Consider the following 15698-nt stretch of genomic DNA (forward strand, 5'->3'; position numbering starts at 1 on the left):
GAGTTTATCGAGTGTTTGACATCAAATTGACATCAAATTTGTGTCATTCGGTGGACTAATATGGACTGAAAAGGGATGTTTTAGAAATCAGAACCTTTCAAAACTTAATAGTTGAATGCTATTAAAAGGACATTTTCCAATAAAACGGAGAGTGTCCTTTTTCTGTTGTTATGGTCAAAACAAAATCAAAATAACACAAGGAGGGTTCTATTATGACAAGTACAGCGTTAGGAGCAGAAACCAAAAAGGAAGAAAAGATTATTTTTATCAGCGATGCACATGAGAAATTCTACTACGAGAAGTTAAAGGAAGTCCGGTATCAGGATGTTTACCACAAGGCACTCTGCTATTGTCTTGGGATCAGCGATGATACCAGAAGAAATGTTTACAGAATTTATGATTTCAAAACAGGATGCGTAATAACAGAGTGTTTACACGAAGGCTGGCAGACCAGTGGAAGTGTGAGAGTGATCAGAATGGCATTCAATCTGTATTGCAATGGAACACCAAGTGTTTCCGATTATGAAGATGCAGAAGAACAGGTGGACGAGTGCAGGCAGTACACGGTGGAGGAAATATTCTGCTGTGCTTATGCACCATATTTCTGGCAGGCAATTCAGATTCGGTATCCGGAATATGCCACATACAACCATAAGCTGTATGCCTTATTGGGAGGAACAGACTAATGTTAAAAGTCAGATTGATGGGAACAAAGAATGATATTAAGTGGTTCGGAAAGATTTTGCAGAGGAATCCGAAAGTGGAAGTAACGGAGTTTTCCGAGATGTATCCGAATAAGGGAACGAAGAAATTTTACAGGGCGTATGTAGAAGTAAAGAAAAGAAACGTAGCAGAAAAATAGCAGAAAACAAAGGAGAATCTATCATGTGTAAAATAATCGCAATCGCAAACCAAAAAGGTGGTGTGGGCAAGACCACCACAACCAGTAATTTAGGCATAGGATTGGCAAAACAGGGCAAGAAAGTCCTGCTGATTGATGCCGATGCACAGGGCAGTCTGACAGACAGTCTTGGCTTCACAGAGCCGGACAAGCTAGAGGAAACACTTGCAACAGCACTTGGCAATATCATCAATGATGAAGATATGGAAGCGGATTATGGTATCCTGAAACACAAAGAGGGAATTGACCTGATGCCGGGAAACATTGAGCTTTCCGGTCTGGAAGTATCACTTGTAAATGTGATGAGCAGAGAGCTTGTGATGCGTTCCTACATAGAGCTGGTAAAGGATAATTATGATTATATTCTGATTGACTGTATGCCCTCTCTCGGCATGATTACTATAAACGCTTTTGCCTGTGCGGACAGTATTCTGATTCCAGTGCAGGCGGCATATCTTCCGGCAAAAGGGTTGCAGCAGCTTATTAAGACCATAGGAAAGGTCAGGAGACAGATTAACCCGAAGCTGATGATTGAGGGGATTCTGCTGACAATGGTGGATGCTCGAACCAATTATGCAAAGGACATTACTGCATTACTGGTGGAGAATTACGGTAGCAAGGTGCGGATATTTGAAAACAGTATTCCCATTTCCGTCCGTGCGGCAGAGATTTCCGCAGAGGGTGTCAGTATCTACGAACATGATCCGAAAGGCAAAGTAGCCGCTGCTTATCAGTCTTTGACGGAGGAGGTGCTTGGGAATGAGTAAAGCAGGAAGTGCCGCAAAGGTAAAATTAAGCAGTTATGATGATTTATTTGGAAATGCAGAAGAAAAGACAGGGAGCGAAGAGCAGATTATCAGAGCCAAGCTCACGGATTTGCATGAGTTTAGAAATCATCCGTTCCGTGTACTGGACGATGAAAAAATGGAAGAAACAACGGAAAGCATCAGTAAGTATGGGGTGCTCGTACCGGGAATTGCAAGACCGAGGGCAGAGGGTGGCTATGAAATCATAGCCGGACACCGCAGAAAACGAGGTTCAGAACGGGCAGGAAAAGAGGATATGCCTGTGATAGTCCGCAATTATACAGACGATGAAGCTACGATTATCATGGTGGATTCCAACATTCAGCGTGAGGACATTCTGCCAAGTGAGAAGGCGAAAGCTTATGCCATGAAATACGAGGCTATGAAGCATCAGGGCAGAAAAGGAAACGGAAATACGCTTGACGAGGTAGGAGAAGCTGCCGGAGAAAGCGGAAAGACGGTGCAACGGTATATCTGGCTTGCAAGGCTGTCCGATGAGCTGCTAGAGTTGGTTGACAGAAAGAAAATCGGTCTGGTACAGGGTGTTGACATTTCCTTTCTGTCGGAAGATGCACAACAGTGGGTGCTGGTAATCCTTGAGGAAAGCGGAGCAAATATTTCCACAGTACAGTCTGCCAAGCTGAAGGAATATGGGAAAAGCGGCGAACTGACGCTGCCGATGGTGCGTCTGATACTGACCGAGGAAAAGCCGAAAGAGAGGAAAGTTACAATCAAGTCTGAAAAAATCAGCCAGTTTTTTTCAGAGGAATACTCCAGCGAAGAGATTGAGGGGATTATCCTGCAATTATTGGAGGAATGGCAGAAGAAACAGTAAAGGGGGTGCGGTAAAATGGGTAAACAGATACAGTTTGATTATTACTATGGGATTGAAGCAGAACAGTTTTCCTTTTATCGTGTTCCTCGGTTGCTGATTAAAGACGAGCGTTTCAAGGGGCTTAGCAGCGATGCCAAGCTCCTGTACGGTCTGATGCTTGACCGTATGTCACTGTCTATGAAAAATGGCTGGTTGGATGAAGAAAACAGAGCCTATATCATTTATACTCTTGATAATGTCATGGAGGATTTGGGATGTGCAAAAGCAACCTGTGTTAAGATTATGAAAGAGTTGGACAGTGATAATGGGATAGGATTGATCGAAAAGAAACGCAGGGGACTTGGAAAACCGGATATTATTTATGTAAAGAATTTTGCCACAATAGGAGAAGCAGAAGAAGAAACGCCTGCAAATGCTGATGTTTCCACAGAAGTTCAGGATTTGAACCTCAAGAGTTCTAAAAGTTATACTTCCAGAAGTTCAGAAACTGAACTTCAAGAGGTTCAAAAAGCAGACTTCCAGAAGTCTAAAAATTTTACTTCAAGAAGTACAATATCTGAACTTGCGGAAGTTCAAAAAGCAGACCCTAATTATACTAACTATAATCATACTAACCAGAGTAATATTGATAGGAATTATATCAATCCTATCAATCAATCCGGCAGTGAGTTGGAAGGGGAGATTGATGTGATGGAAGATGTCAATGCTTACATGGAAATCATCAAAGAGAATATTGAGTACGAACATCACATGAAATATGGCAGATGGCAGGACAAAGGGCTGTATGAGGAATTGTATGAGGTAATCTGCGAGATTGTATGTGTGAAGCATAAGACTGTTAAAATCGGTGGAAATGATTATCCATATGAGCTTGTAAAATCAAAGTTCCTCAAACTGAATAGCTCCCATTTGGAATATGTGATAGGATGTATGCAGGAAACAACTACGAAAATTGCAAATATCAAGGCATATATGGTAACAGCTCTTTATAATGCACCCTCAACGATGAATCATTATTATCAGCAGGAGGTACAGCATGATATGTACGGAGGTGGCTGGAATGAAAAGAATATTGGTTAAAATTGTGCTTCCGGTATCGTTGCTGGCAGTTTGGATGATAACCTGTTATCCGATTTGCAGAAAAGCAGAAGGATTTGATTTTTTCCTGTATTGGGTACTGGTCGGCTGTCCTTATGGGATCAGAAAAATGTGTATGATTCTCATACCAAAAAATTTCGGAATTGCAGGAAGTATAGGAATACTGGCACTGAACTGTATTGTAGGTGGTCTGATTGGCGGTGTGGTTGTAATTCTGAGAATGGTTATGGTGCTGATGGAGATAATAAAGATAATCAGTGATACTTCTGGACACGATGTCCAAAGGTGCAGATGAAAAGCGAAAATGAAAAAGGCATTGTTCATCAATCAGAACAACACCTTTAATTATCATCCGGGACGTATTCCATAATCTCTTCAATCCGGCAGTTAAGTATCTGGCAAAGCCTGTTTAAAATAAGCGTTTTTACAACAAGGTTCTGCCGAAGCCGCTGAAGCTGTGCTTTATCAATGCCATAATCTTTGATAAGCTGGTACTGGCTGATTCCTTTTTCCTTTAGCGTACGCCAAAGCGGATCGTATTTAATCATACTGAAAGCTCCTTTCCACACTTGTATTCTAAGTGCATGAAACATATAATAATATGGTGCGTGTACGCACCATAAAACATACAAGGAGAGTAAAAAGTTATGGAACATAATGAGTTTAAGGATCAGCTATACGAAGTATTAGATGAAAATGATGTGGCTTTAGGGATTGAGGATATAGATACCTCTGATGCCGCAAATATTTTTACAATAAAAACAAGGGACGGAAGTGTTTTTGAAATAGAAACACGGAAGATTGAATAAGAGGCAGCACGATGCCTCGAAACAGGAGGTTTGCAACTGTGGAGAAAAGTTACATTACAGACATAGAACGGGAACGGTGCAAAAAGGTTGCCGCAGCCTATGCAGAACTGTATGAGCTGGAAAGCATTTTGGTATTGGATGTAGGACGGTACGGTTTTGTGAAGCTGCAATATTACACACCGGAGTATGGATTTAATGATGTTATAACCTATACAGACAGTGAGAGTATGTTTGAGGACTTATGGCAGGAATGGCTTGATACCCGGCTCTATCTCTTCGCAAAGGGAACGCCGATGCTGGAAATGGGATATGAGGAAATCTTCAAATGTCTGCCGGAGGAAAAACAGAAAGAGCTTTTAGAGCAAAAAGCAGTATTTGCAAAAATGGCAGAAATAGAACTGAAATAAAACAGCGTCAGGGCAGTTATGAATTGAAAGATTTGTAGCTGCCCTTTTTTTATTGCTTTTGGACACGATGTCCAGAAGCGGAAAGGAGCAAAATGGAATCATTACGAGATGTAAAAAGAGTTATGGAACGGGAGATAGAGAAAGGGAGCTGCCCATTACAGTTTGAATATCTGGAATTTGGAGAAAAACCGTTTCAGTTCATAGAATCAGAGGAAAAGCTGAATGAGGTGCTTTCGTATTTGTTGCGGTTGGGGGAATATAGAGGATATACGGAGCATCTTGTAGGAAATAACGTGTATATGGATTTGGATATGTTGTGCCGGAAAATTCAGTTTAAGCGTACCCATTCCCCTGTGGAGCGTAGTGAAATCCAGTGGAAAATACAACGCTATAAAAATAAACTGAAACCGGACTATGCAGGTAAGGTTTGTTTAGAAATAGTGCAGTGCGTTTTCAGTCTGCCGGAAGGAGCAGCGGAGAAGTACCAGATTGTATATGATGGACAGAAAACCTATGCTTTTGCCATGTCAAATAAGTATATTCTGGGACTTTTTACTCATTGTGAAGCCGCAAGAAAATCTGCTGTGGAGGACGGTGTGGAGTTTGTACATCTGCCGGAGAATGAACAGAAAATCGTCAGTCTTGAAAATGTGAGGAATGTGTTGTTTCAGGCATTGCTGCTTGATAATGTTACGGTGGAGAATGGTCTGTTCCATGCACAGATGTGTACGGTTATGCTGTTGAAATAAATGTACCGGAAATATTTGATACAGGCATAAATTTTGTTATAATGGCTTTGAACAGAATTTGTCCGAAAGAGGGATTGTATGAAACCAAATCATCATTCACTGGCATATAAACAGCAGAAACAGCCGAATAAGACCTATAAGGATTTAAAACAGAAGCAGAAGATGAAAATAGCAGACTGGATGTTTCGGGAAACCTGCATTTTCTATAAGGAAAATGGAGAGATACCAAATGAGGAGGTAGCAAAGCAGATTATTGACCGGATTTATGAAAAACTGAAATCTCTTGCAATCTGGGTTCCGTATGAAGAGGTTTACCGAGCATATCTTTTAAAATTGCCACGATATGAGCTTCGTATTGCGGAAAATGGGATACCGGAAGAAAAGCCGCCGAAGGAGAAAAAGGAGGATGTGCCGAAAAAGAAAAAGGGAAGCAGTAATAAGCGGTGTCCGGTATGCGGCAGGAGAATGAAACAGCAGTTTATTGGTTTGCAGCATTGCAAATGTGGAATGAGCTGGAAAAAGGACATCGGCTTTTTTGAGCGAACCGGAGATATGGTGTTTGCCTTGGAGCGGAGAAAAATAGGAAATAAACAAAAACAGTGCCCTGTCATTCGATATAAGGAATAGGGCATGGAAAAACAGAAAACAGCGTCAGGGCAGTTATGAGTCGAAAGATTTGTAGCTGCCCTTTTTTATTGCTTTTGGACACGATGTCCAGAAGCCGGATGGAGGTCAGATGAAATGAAAAAGAGAGAATTTCAGAAAAAAGCAGCCGCAGCGTTATTGGGAAAACTGGCAGATGTTGTGATGGAACTGGAAGAAAATCCAAACATCACAATAACGTCGGAGTATCATAGTAGCTATTTTAAATTGAGAAAGAATTACAATCTGATTCAGATTTCGGTCAAGCAGACAGGAGAGCTGACGTATCAGTTGACGGATATGCTGGGAAACACAGGCAGAAGTCAGATTTATGTACAATATCATGCTGGAGATGATCCGGAACATTTGATAAAGAAGTTTGTTGAGGATTTTGGGCGGCTTTATAAGGATTTTCTTTTAGCGGGAACGCTGCATGATTTTGTTCGTATCCAGTTATCTGTGGATGCAGATACAGAGGAAGCATTAAGGGAGTACGAGGACTGTATCAGAGCAGGCTGCCTGTAAATCAGAATTTTTGGACACGATGTCCAGAAGCGGAAAGGAGAGAACATGAAATATTTACTACATCGGCTGCTTGTTCCGCCCTGAAGGAACAGCAGTAAAAAGGAAAGAAGGAGGTACAGATGCAGGAAGAAGTAACGCAGAAAACAATCGCCCTTGTGATTAAGGCTGCAAAGCTGGATGCCAATATCCTGAAATCTGCCATGAGAATGTATCTGAATCATTGCAGAAAACAGGCACAGAAAACGCATGGGAAAGTGTCGGTTAAGGAACTGGTGGGCGAGGGTGCAGGTGCTTCATCCATTGAAATCACAGATGGCAATATCAAATCCTTTGAGCGGGTAGCTCGTAAATACAATGTTGATTTTGCTGTGAAAAAGGATAAGACCACCGAGCCACCGAAGTATCTGGTATTTTTCAAGGGCAGGGATGCCGATGCTGTGGCACAGGCATTTAAGGAATTTGTTTATGGAAATGAGAAAAAGAACAGTAGGACTTCTGTAAGGCAGAAATTAAAGCATTTCCGGGATGTGGTATCAAAGGATCAGAACAAAGAACGGAGCCGGGAAAAGAATAAGGACAGGGGGCAGAGCCTATGACTAATATCATAGCAGGCATTACCAAAGATTTAAATGCTGTCCCCAAAAAGCTGAAGGAAAAAGCAAAAAGTGCAGATGTTAAAAAGCTGATACTGCTGAATCTTCCCTATGTGCTTGCCGGGTACTTCTGTAATAAGGCAGCATTTTTATGGAGAGTGGCAGAGGGCAGTAATGCGTCTGACAAGATGATGGTAGTAATGAGCCAAATGGACAGGATGTTTTCCAATCCGTTCCCCAGTTTTTTTCTGAGTGATTTGCTGATTGGAATCGCCGGAGGCGTTGCCTTAAAATTCATTGTTTATTATAAGGCGAAGAATGCCAAGAAATTCCGGCAGGGTGTGGAATACGGTTCTGCACGGTGGGGGAATGCCAAAGATATAGAGCCATATATGGATTCTGTATTTGAAAATAATATTCTTCTGACCGCTACGGAGCGTCTGATGATGTCCGGCAGACCGAAAGAACCGAAGTATGCAAGAAATAAAAATATTCTTGTGATTGGCGGTTCCGGCTCCGGTAAAACAAGATTTTTCGTGAAGCCGAACCTGATGCAGATGCACTCGTCCTATTGCGTCACTGACCCGAAAGGCACAATCTTAGTGGAATGTGGGAAGATGCTGAAGCGGGGCAAGTATAAGATTAAAGTCCTCAACACCATAAACTTTGCAAAATCCATGCATTATAATCCATTTGCTTATCTGCGGAGCGAAAAGGACATTTTGAAACTCGTCAACACAATCATAGTCAACACAAAAGGAGAGGGGCAGCAATCCGGTGAGGACTTTTGGGTCAAAGCAGAAAAACTCTATTATACAGCATTGATTGCATACATCTGGTACGAAGCACCGGAGGAAGAACAGAATTTCGCCATGCTGATTGATATGATTGATGCAAGTGAAGCAAGAGAGGACGATGAAAACTTCAAAAATGCTGTTGATCTGCTCTTTGAGGAGCTGGAGGAAAAAGACCCGAACCATTTTGCTGTAAGGCAGTATAAGAAATATAAGCTTGCGGCAGGAAAAACAGCGAAGTCGATTCTGATTAGCTGCGGTGCGAGGTTAGCACCATTTGATATAAAAGAGCTGCGTGACCTGATGGAATATGATGAACTGGAGCTTGACACGCTGGGAGAGGAAAAAACAGCGTTGTTCGTTATTATTTCTGATACAGATGCTACGTTTAACTTTGTGGTGTCTATCATGTATTCCCAGCTCTTTAATTTGCTTTGCGACAAGGCAGACGATGTTTATAACGGAAGGCTCCCGGTTCATGTGCGTATGCTCCTTGATGAGTTTGCGAACATCGGGCAGATTCCACAGTTTGAGAAGCTGATTGCTACGATCCGAAGCAGGGAAATATCAGCTTCTATTATTTTGCAGTCAAAATCACAGCTCAAAGCGATTTACAGGGACAATGCCGATACCATAGAGGGCAACTGCGACACTACGCTGTTTCTCGGAGGAAAGGAAAAGACCACCCTAAAGGAATTAGCAGAGGTATTGGGGAAAGAAACCATTGACCTGTACAACACCTCGGATACGAGGGGGACGAGCCAGTCCTACGGTCTGAATTACCAAAAGACCGGAAAGGATATGCCATACTTGTTCGTGAAGAGTTCAGTTGCCTTGAATTTATCATGAACAGGGACACGATCAACTGGATTCTGAAATAACTGAATACAGGAGGTCGAACATGGAGCATTTACCAAAGAAAATCCATCAAAACGGAATCAGCTACACGCTGGTGGGAGACTACTACATCCCCGATCTGGAGCTACCGGAGGAAAGCCGCCCCATTGGGCGGTGGGGCCGGATGCACAAAGCGTTTCTGCAAGAACACCGGCCCGGCCAGTACAATGCCCTGCTTCTGTCGGGAAAACTCTGGACATATCTTGCTGACCTGAACGAACAGGCCGCTGACCGGCTGGCGTGTATCGTCTCGCAGATGCAGGAGGCGGAGGGTGTCACCGAGGAACTGAAAGCCCGTGACCAGCTTGCGTGGGTCGGGGGCATGAACAGCATTCGCAGCCGAGCAGAGGAAATCATCCTCTCTGAGATGATTTTTGTTTAAGGAGGTGCCTGTCTATGAGATACCGTATCGAATACGCCGATGGGCGTTATTGTAACTTTGCCAACGGCAGGGCTGAGCTGCTGAAATGGCTGAAACTGCTGAAGCAAGAGGAAATCTCCGACATCCGCAAAGTATATAAAAGCGGTGTGTCAGATTCCGTCCTGGAAACATACCGGAATTATATCCGCCCAGCATAAGGAGGGGCGCTTATGGGTACAGATATAGAAAAATTGGTTGATTTGATGATTCAGGAGCGGATGCAGAGCCAGTTTGCTAAGTGGCGGGAGGCAGAAACCGGCACGGAGAAAAAAGAGGACTGCCTTCGCTTGGAAAACGAGTATGAAAAAGCAATCAGCGCATTGTCTGAGGAACAGAAGGACGCTGTAAGACACTACTGTGATTCTATTTTCGATTCTGGTGCAGAAAGCGAGTGCTTCTTTTACCGGCTGGGCCTCAAAGATGGCATCCGTCTCTGGAAGTTTATGAAAAAGCTGATGAAAACGGTCAGCTAACGGATGTATAACCACATATTTTATTCCGCCCACAAACGGGTCGAAAGCCGTCCAACGGTACAGATTGGGCGGCTTTCCTGTTATCTGCGTTTCTTCCGCTTGGGCGCATAGTACGGCTGCGGCTTGGCCTTTCCTCTCATGTTGTTGGGATTTTTGAGCATTTTGGACAGGCTCAGTATCCGCAAAAATGCAGAGAAGTCCTCTGAGGAAATCTTCTCGAAGGGTATCTGCATTCTGTCGCAAAATTCGTGGATTACCACTTCCTCTTGGCTGCCCTGTTCGAGCGCCTGTTCAAACTTTTCCTTGACGTCATCCAGCGTGGGCTGCGGGTCGGCGGTGGTCTTGTCCTTGCGGTGTGCTTCCCGGATGTCCCGGACGATGCTGTCCAGATCATCGTGCATGACATGGCTGTAAAAATCGCTTTCCTGCACCTGCCCCAGTTCCAGCGTCCGCATATAGAGGTCATCTTCTCCGGGCGCATACTTGCTCATGACGGTCTGCCGGGTGGCCTCCAACACCAGATTCATCTGCTCCACCCGCATATTGGCGATCTGGTCGATGCAGATTTCCATATCTATCATCAGCCGCCGGAAATTCGGGTGGGCAGCCAGTTCGCAGAGAAGCCGGTTGTTGATTTTGCCGCTGCTCAAAAGTTCCACCATATCATCACTCAGATGCAGAGATTGAAGTTCTGTGTTTGGGTGATTTTTATTTTCCGTCAGCCCCATCAGATAGTCGGTGGACACGCCGTAAAAGTCCGCCAGCGTTGCAATCGCAAACGGGCTGATGTCCTTGTAGTCATCGGTTTCGTATTTTCCCAGCGCGGATTTAGACAGGCCGGTCTGCTCCGCCAGTTGTTCCAGCGTCAGGTGCTTGTCCACCACCCGCAGGTCTTTGAGCCGCTCCGGGATTGTCAGCTTTGCGTACATCCAAAGCCCCCTCTCTCGTTATCTTTTTCAGTGATTACACCCATTATAGCACGATTCCATAAGCGTGGAAATATGCGGATTTCGAGCGTTTTTCCGACGTTTTGGATATACGGGAAAGGGCCTCTTTTTTCGGTAAACTGGTTCTTGCAGACAGGCACAGAACCTTGAAAATCGAATGACCGGCTGCAAGGGGTATGGCCTCCGGGGAAGTGACGCCAGGACAGAAATCGAGCACACCAAAGAGGCCGATACGCCGGGAGAAATTCCGGGCAGGAGCGGCTTGCAGGCAGACCGGCGGACAGGAAACAAGTTTATCATGCGGGGCGCATGGCTCCGCAGCAAAGAAATGGAGGAAATCATTATGACACTGAGTATGAAAGAAAAGAAGATTCTCTACGCTTACGGCTGTCTCAGCCACCACAATACGGTGACACGGCTGAAATGGCTGACGGCTCTGACGGTTGACCCGGAGGCCAAACGCCGGATGCTGGGGCTGGCCCGGAAGGTGGAGACGGAGATGAACGAAAGCTGGTACGAGGATTTTTATCACCATCTGCGCATGGAGATGGACGAGTACCGCCGTCTCAAGCGCAACCTGCGTGTGCTGAAATCTTACACCGATTATGAGGAGGATCTGTATGAAGAAGCTGTCTAAGTATGAGAAAGAAACCATCATCAACTGGAACGAGGCGGAGAACCTTGCCAGCGTCTACACCTTCAACGCCAGCTTGAAGCGCAGGCTGGCTGATTTCAGCCGGAAGTACCCACTGTTGTGCCGGTTGGAGCGCAGCACGCCGGAGGGCAGCGTGACCTATGTGCTGGACAAGTCCCGGCTGTCGATCCGGCTGGTGCCTCCGTACAGCGAAGAACGGAAAGCCGCCGCAAGGGAGTACGCAAAGGAGCATGGCTTTCAGGTGGTGGTAACGGAAGAAAAAATCGCCTAAAATCGGGGTGTTTACGGGAAAAATGACGGGTCTGCACCCGATGTTTTGACCGGCAATCCCCGCAGGCGTATTCCGTATCCACTCCCCGCCTATGGGCGCAAATGTGTGGATACGGAGCCGGTGAAACTGGCAAACACCGTTCCTGCGGTGGAAGCCAGCTTCGCCGGTGCGGAAGTACAGAGGGCGGCCAGCCCTTTGTGGCGGGGTGCAGGGGCGGCAGCGCACTGCTGGGGTCAAGGGGCAACGCCCATTGGCAGGTTAAGGGCGGCAGCCATTATCGGGTCAAGGACGAAGTGCCTTGGCAGGTTGAGGGCAGCCGCCCCATCGGGTCAAGGGTGAAACGCCTTGCCCAGGGAAAGTTGATGCCTGCGTCAACTTGTATTGGGTATTACCTGACGCAAAATTCGCAGGATTTGCGGCTTCGCCGCCCCTTCCCCGGCCCCAGAACATCTTCGCAGGAAGGAGGAAATCTGTTTGAAACTGACACGACACAATGGACGCTCCGGCAAGCATGGCACCTATAATCCCCGCCACAATGACCGCCGGTTCGATGTGGAGAACAGCGAACACATTGACGCAGAACGGGCAAGGCAAAATGTCTACTGGGACTGCTACCGGGGCTTTACCACCCATGAGTTCCGGGAGAACCCGGAGCAGCCGGATTTCAGCTTTGAGGAAATCGAGCGGATGTATTACTACGAGCATTACGGCGGCTATGTGGAAGCTCAGAACGCCCGGAATGAGAAAACCCGGCACACCGAGCGCAACCGCACTGTGGAGGACTTGCTGAAAAACAACAAGACCTGCCCGGAGGAAAGTATCTACCAGATCGGCACGATGGGAGAATCCGTCTCGCCGGATACGCTCTTTTCCATCGTCAATGAGTTTTATCAGGAATTTGAGCGCCGCTTCGGTTCCCATATCCACATCCTGGACTGGGCGCTCCATCTGGACGAGGGGACGCCCCACATCCATGAGCGGCACGTCTTTGACTGTGAGAACCACTATGGGGAACTGTGCCCCCAGCAGGAAAAGGCGCTGGAAGAACTTGGCATCCCTCTCCCCAACCCGGAGAAGCCCAAAGGCCGGAACAACAACCGCAAGCAGACCTTTGATGCGGTCTGCCGGACGATCCTGTTTGACATCGCCAGACGGCATGGGCTGCATCTGGATCAGGAGCCGTCCTACGGCGGGCGGGACTATCTGGAAAAACAGGATTATATCCTGATGAAGCAGAAGGAGCAGCTTGCGGCGCAGGAGCAGAAGCTGGAAGAACTGACGCTCAAAATCGAGGACGTGGAGACGCTGTTAGATGATGTTTCCGATGCGGCCTATGACAAGGCGGTGGAGGTGGTGACCGATACCGTCCGGCAGGAGACACACAAGGAAGATATTCGTCTGGTGGAAGAATCGAAAAAATGGGTGCTTTCGCCGGAGCGCAAGGCCCCGAAGAAGGAGCGTGACTACGCTGCCGCCCGTCTGGATGGAGTGATTACCAAAATCAAACGGGTCATGCAGAACGCCCTGGCAAAAATCCAGAAAACTCTCATGCAGCCGGAGGTCAAGAAGGCCGGTAAGGAGCAGATTAAGGAGAAGGCCAGAGAATCCATCCGGGAGAAGCTGGCGAAAGGCAGGCTGAACGCTGACCGAGATAACCGGGAACGCTGGGAACGTGAGGGGCGGATTGCTCCGAAAAAGAAACACGATATGGAGTTATGAGGCACCTGATTTTCTGCGGAAACGGGTGCTTTTTTCTCTGCCTGGAGGTGAGAAAATCGAATATATTTGAAGCGGTGAAGGAGTCTGTCACCACAAGGCAGGCTGCGGAATATTACGGGGTGCAGGTTGGCAGGAATGGCATGGCCTGCTGTCCCTTCCATGATGACAAACATCCCAGTATGAAGATTGACCATCGGTTCCACTGCTTTGGCTGTCAGGCAGATGGGGATGTGATTGATTTTACCGCCCGTCTGTTTAGTCTGAGCAGTAAGGAGGCGGCGCTGAAGCTGGCGGAGGATTTCTCTGTCCACTATGACGCCAAAGGCCATGACCCGCCCCGCAGGAGGCCGGTCAAGCGAAAAATCAGCGAGGAACTGCGTTACCGGCAGGCGGAGCAGAAATGTTTCCGGGTGCTGTGCAATTACCTGCATCTGCTGGAACGCTGGGAGAAGGAATACGCCCCGCAGACGCCGGATGAAGCGTGGAATCCGCTGTTCGTGGAGGCCCTGCAAAAGAAACCGTACACGGAATATCTGCTGGATATTCTCTTGTCCGGCAGCATGGAGGAACGTGCTTCCGTGGTCGCTGAGTATGGAAAAGAGGTGAGGAAGATTGAGCAGCGAATATCAGAGTTTACCGCTAGCCACCCGGCAGGCCGCCATGAGCGCAGCCGAAGCCTTAGCGCCGGAGCGGAGCGTTGATGAGGTGCGGGAAAGCCTGTCCGTCACCGAGAAGGGCCAGCCCGCCAACACCATCGGCAACTGCCGGACGGTGTTCTGCCATGACCCTCTCCTGCGTGGGGCGATCCGCCTGAACCTTTTGACTGACCGGGTGGACATTGTACAGGATTTAGGCTGGCGCAGGAATACCAGTGCCCTGACGGATACGGACGTGAAATATCTGCTTCTCTATTTTGAGCAGACCTATGGCCTGACCAGTGAGAAAAAGATGACGGCGGCGCTCTCCATCGTGGCGAATGAGAACTGCTACCATCCCATACAGGACGTGCTAAACGGCCTTGTCTGGGACGGGACGCCCCGCATCCGCTCCTGTCTCCATCATTTCTTAGGTGCGGACGAGAGCGACTATGTGGAGGAAATGCTGAAACACTTTTTGCTGGGGGCTATCCGGCGGGTATTCCGCCCCGGCTCCAAATATGAGGAAATGCTCTGTCTGGTGGGCGGTCAGGGGGCTGGCAAGTCCAGCTTCTTCCGCTTGCTGGCGATCCGGGACGAGTGGTTCAGTGACGACCTGAAAAAACTGGACGATGACAGGGTGTATCTGAAGCTGCAAGGACACTGGATTATCGAAATGTCGGAGATGCTGGCTACCAGCAGCGCCAAAAGCATTGAAGAAATCCGCTCCTTTATCAGCCGCCAGAAGGAAACCTACCGGACGCCCTACGAGGCCCAGCCCAAAGACCGGCTGCGGCAGTGTGTGTTCGGCGGTTCGTCCAACACACTGGACTTCCTGCCCCTTGACCGGGCCGGAAATCGGCGCTTTTTGCCGATCATGATTTACCCGGAGAATGCAGAGGTTCACATTTTGGAGGACGAGGACGCCTCCAGAGCCTATCTTTTACAGGTCTGGGCGGAGGCCATGACGATTTACCGCAGCGGCCACTACTCTATGAAGTTCAGCAAGTCCATCCAGCGCCAGCTGGTGGAGGTGCAGAAGGATTTCATGCCGGAGGACACCGAGGCCGGACAGATACAGGGCTTTCTGGAACACTACACCGGCAGCATGGTCTGCTCCAAACAGCTGTTCAAGGAGGCGCTGGGCCACACCTACGATGAGCCGAAGCGGTGGCAGCTGCACAATATCAACGAGATCATGAACACGGTGGTGACGGGCTGGAAACCATTCTCCAATCCCCGGATGTTCACCGGATATGGCAGGCAGAGGGGCTGGGAACGGGACGTTTCCGGCAACGAACTGCCCGGCAACGAAGATGGATTTGTGGAGCTGACCGAGGAAGAATGCTGCCAGCTGGAACTGCCGAAGGAGTGGATCGCATAAAATTAGCGGTCTGTTGCCGGGATGGTTGCCACTTGGTTGCCGGGTTTGTTGCCGGGGATTCTCCGGTCTGGATACGGAAAAAGCCTGTAAATAAGGTATTTTCTAATATCTATCTCTATCTCCGGCAACGAAAACAA

General features: G+C 47.4%; 22 protein-coding genes and 1 pseudogene. 21 read left to right on the forward strand and 2 right to left on the reverse strand.

Features of this window, described 5'->3' with window-relative positions; genetic code table 11:
- Window positions 1-212: 212 nt before the first annotated feature.
- From DWY84_RS06885 to DWY84_RS06905, 6 genes are read left to right on the forward strand one after another with little or no spacing between them, the layout of a single operon-like run.
- On the forward strand, window positions 213-686 hold the full coding sequence (locus DWY84_RS06885; protein ID WP_002596299.1) for a DUF6075 family protein: 474 nt from the start codon (window positions 213-215) through the stop codon (window positions 684-686).
- The gene (locus tag DWY84_RS17370; RefSeq protein ID WP_002596300.1) at window positions 686-862 is read left to right on the forward strand and encodes a hypothetical protein; all 177 of its coding nucleotides are present in this window, start codon (window positions 686-688) and stop codon (window positions 860-862) included. The genes DWY84_RS06885 and DWY84_RS17370 overlap by 1 nt, the downstream gene beginning before the upstream one ends.
- A 23-nt stretch (window positions 863-885) precedes the next feature.
- Complete coding sequence (locus DWY84_RS06890) at window positions 886-1668, forward strand: AAA family ATPase (protein WP_002596301.1); 783 nt, start codon at window positions 886-888, stop codon at window positions 1666-1668.
- Window positions 1661-2542 carry a ParB/RepB/Spo0J family partition protein gene (locus tag DWY84_RS06895; RefSeq protein WP_002596302.1) on the forward strand — a complete coding sequence of 294 codons (882 nt, stop codon included), beginning with the start codon at window positions 1661-1663 and terminating at the stop codon, window positions 2540-2542. Before DWY84_RS06890 ends, DWY84_RS06895 begins: the two co-directional genes overlap by 8 nt.
- 15 nt (window positions 2543-2557) lie before the next feature.
- The gene (locus DWY84_RS06900) at window positions 2558-3622 is read left to right on the forward strand and encodes a DUF6017 domain-containing protein (RefSeq protein WP_014081158.1); all 1065 of its coding nucleotides are present in this window, start codon (window positions 2558-2560) and stop codon (window positions 3620-3622) included.
- Window positions 3603-3935, forward strand: a complete 333-nt coding sequence (locus DWY84_RS06905; protein ID WP_038259775.1) for a DUF6050 family protein — start codon at window positions 3603-3605, stop codon at window positions 3933-3935. The genes DWY84_RS06900 and DWY84_RS06905 overlap by 20 nt, the downstream gene beginning before the upstream one ends.
- Before the next feature lie 46 nt (window positions 3936-3981).
- Here DWY84_RS06905 and DWY84_RS06910 read toward each other — a convergent pair whose 3' ends face one another.
- The gene (locus DWY84_RS06910; RefSeq protein WP_002596305.1) at window positions 3982-4188 is read right to left on the reverse strand and encodes a helix-turn-helix transcriptional regulator; all 207 of its coding nucleotides are present in this window, start codon (window positions 4186-4188) and stop codon (window positions 3982-3984) included.
- Between the two features lie 99 nt (window positions 4189-4287).
- On the opposite strand from DWY84_RS06910, the gene DWY84_RS17375 reads away from it, so the two are divergent.
- From DWY84_RS17375 to DWY84_RS17730, 10 genes and pseudogenes are all read left to right on the forward strand, one after another.
- Window positions 4288-4449: a hypothetical protein gene (locus DWY84_RS17375; protein WP_002596306.1), complete on the forward strand. Its 162-nt coding sequence runs from the start codon at window positions 4288-4290 to the stop codon at window positions 4447-4449.
- 38 nt (window positions 4450-4487) lie between these two features.
- Window positions 4488-4856, forward strand: coding sequence for a hypothetical protein (locus tag DWY84_RS06915; RefSeq protein ID WP_014081156.1), 369 nt, complete (start codon window positions 4488-4490; stop codon window positions 4854-4856).
- A 92-nt stretch (window positions 4857-4948) separates the two neighbouring features.
- Window positions 4949-5605 carry a hypothetical protein gene (locus DWY84_RS06920; protein WP_002596308.1) on the forward strand — a complete coding sequence of 219 codons (657 nt, stop codon included), beginning with the start codon at window positions 4949-4951 and terminating at the stop codon, window positions 5603-5605.
- Window positions 5606-5683: 78 nt separating this feature from the next.
- Window positions 5684-6232, forward strand: coding sequence for a hypothetical protein (locus DWY84_RS06925; RefSeq protein WP_002596309.1), 549 nt, complete (start codon window positions 5684-5686; stop codon window positions 6230-6232).
- A gap of 114 nt (window positions 6233-6346) precedes the next feature.
- Window positions 6347-6772 carry a hypothetical protein gene (locus DWY84_RS06930; RefSeq protein ID WP_002596310.1) on the forward strand — a complete coding sequence of 142 codons (426 nt, stop codon included), beginning with the start codon at window positions 6347-6349 and terminating at the stop codon, window positions 6770-6772.
- Window positions 6773-6891: 119 nt separating this feature from the next.
- On the forward strand, window positions 6892-7368 hold the full coding sequence (locus DWY84_RS06935; RefSeq protein WP_002596311.1) for a PcfB family protein: 477 nt from the start codon (window positions 6892-6894) through the stop codon (window positions 7366-7368).
- Window positions 7365-8957: pseudogene (locus DWY84_RS06940) on the forward strand (type IV secretory system conjugative DNA transfer family protein); the annotation flags it as partial. The gene DWY84_RS06935 and the pseudogene DWY84_RS06940, both read left to right, overlap by 4 nt.
- 103 nt (window positions 8958-9060) lie before the next feature.
- Window positions 9061-9438 carry a TnpV protein gene (locus DWY84_RS06945; protein WP_055219871.1) on the forward strand — a complete coding sequence of 126 codons (378 nt, stop codon included), beginning with the start codon at window positions 9061-9063 and terminating at the stop codon, window positions 9436-9438.
- A gap of 14 nt (window positions 9439-9452) precedes the next feature.
- Window positions 9453-9635, forward strand: a complete 183-nt coding sequence (locus tag DWY84_RS06950) for a hypothetical protein (RefSeq protein ID WP_055219873.1) — start codon at window positions 9453-9455, stop codon at window positions 9633-9635.
- A gap of 12 nt (window positions 9636-9647) precedes the next feature.
- Entirely contained in the window at window positions 9648-9950 is a 303-nt protein-coding gene (locus tag DWY84_RS17730) for a hypothetical protein (protein ID WP_055219875.1), read from the forward strand.
- Window positions 9951-10030: 80 nt separating this feature from the next.
- Here DWY84_RS17730 and DWY84_RS06960 read toward each other — a convergent pair whose 3' ends face one another.
- A complete protein-coding gene (locus DWY84_RS06960) occupies window positions 10031-10879 on the reverse strand; it encodes a helix-turn-helix transcriptional regulator (RefSeq protein WP_055266762.1) in 849 nt (282 codons plus the stop codon).
- Window positions 10880-11054: 175 nt separating this feature from the next.
- Between DWY84_RS06960 and DWY84_RS17735 the strand changes: the two genes are divergently transcribed.
- The 5 genes from DWY84_RS17735 to DWY84_RS06985 all read left to right on the forward strand — a co-directional run bounded on the left by DWY84_RS17735 (window position 11055) and on the right by DWY84_RS06985 (window position 15561).
- Window positions 11055-11534 (forward strand): hypothetical protein, encoded by a 480-nt coding sequence (locus DWY84_RS17735; RefSeq protein WP_226906287.1) that lies wholly within the window; start codon window positions 11055-11057, stop codon window positions 11532-11534.
- Window positions 11518-11823, forward strand: coding sequence for a hypothetical protein (locus tag DWY84_RS06970; protein WP_055222220.1), 306 nt, complete (start codon window positions 11518-11520; stop codon window positions 11821-11823). Before DWY84_RS17735 ends, DWY84_RS06970 begins: the two co-directional genes overlap by 17 nt.
- Before the next feature lie 474 nt (window positions 11824-12297).
- A complete protein-coding gene (locus DWY84_RS06975; RefSeq protein ID WP_118219129.1) occupies window positions 12298-13542 on the forward strand; it encodes a serine/arginine repetitive matrix protein 2 in 1245 nt (414 codons plus the stop codon).
- Entirely contained in the window at window positions 13539-14243 is a 705-nt protein-coding gene (locus tag DWY84_RS06980; protein WP_055266766.1) for a CHC2 zinc finger domain-containing protein, read from the forward strand. The genes DWY84_RS06975 and DWY84_RS06980 overlap by 4 nt, the downstream gene beginning before the upstream one ends.
- Complete coding sequence (locus DWY84_RS06985) at window positions 14203-15561, forward strand: virulence-associated E family protein (RefSeq protein ID WP_055221981.1); 1359 nt, start codon at window positions 14203-14205, stop codon at window positions 15559-15561. The genes DWY84_RS06980 and DWY84_RS06985 overlap by 41 nt, the downstream gene beginning before the upstream one ends.
- Window positions 15562-15698: the final 137 nt, after the last annotated feature.

Source organism: Clostridium sp. AF27-2AA (genome assembly GCF_003478505.1).
In the GTDB taxonomy this organism is placed as follows: domain Bacteria; phylum Bacillota; class Clostridia; order Lachnospirales; family Lachnospiraceae; genus Brotaphodocola.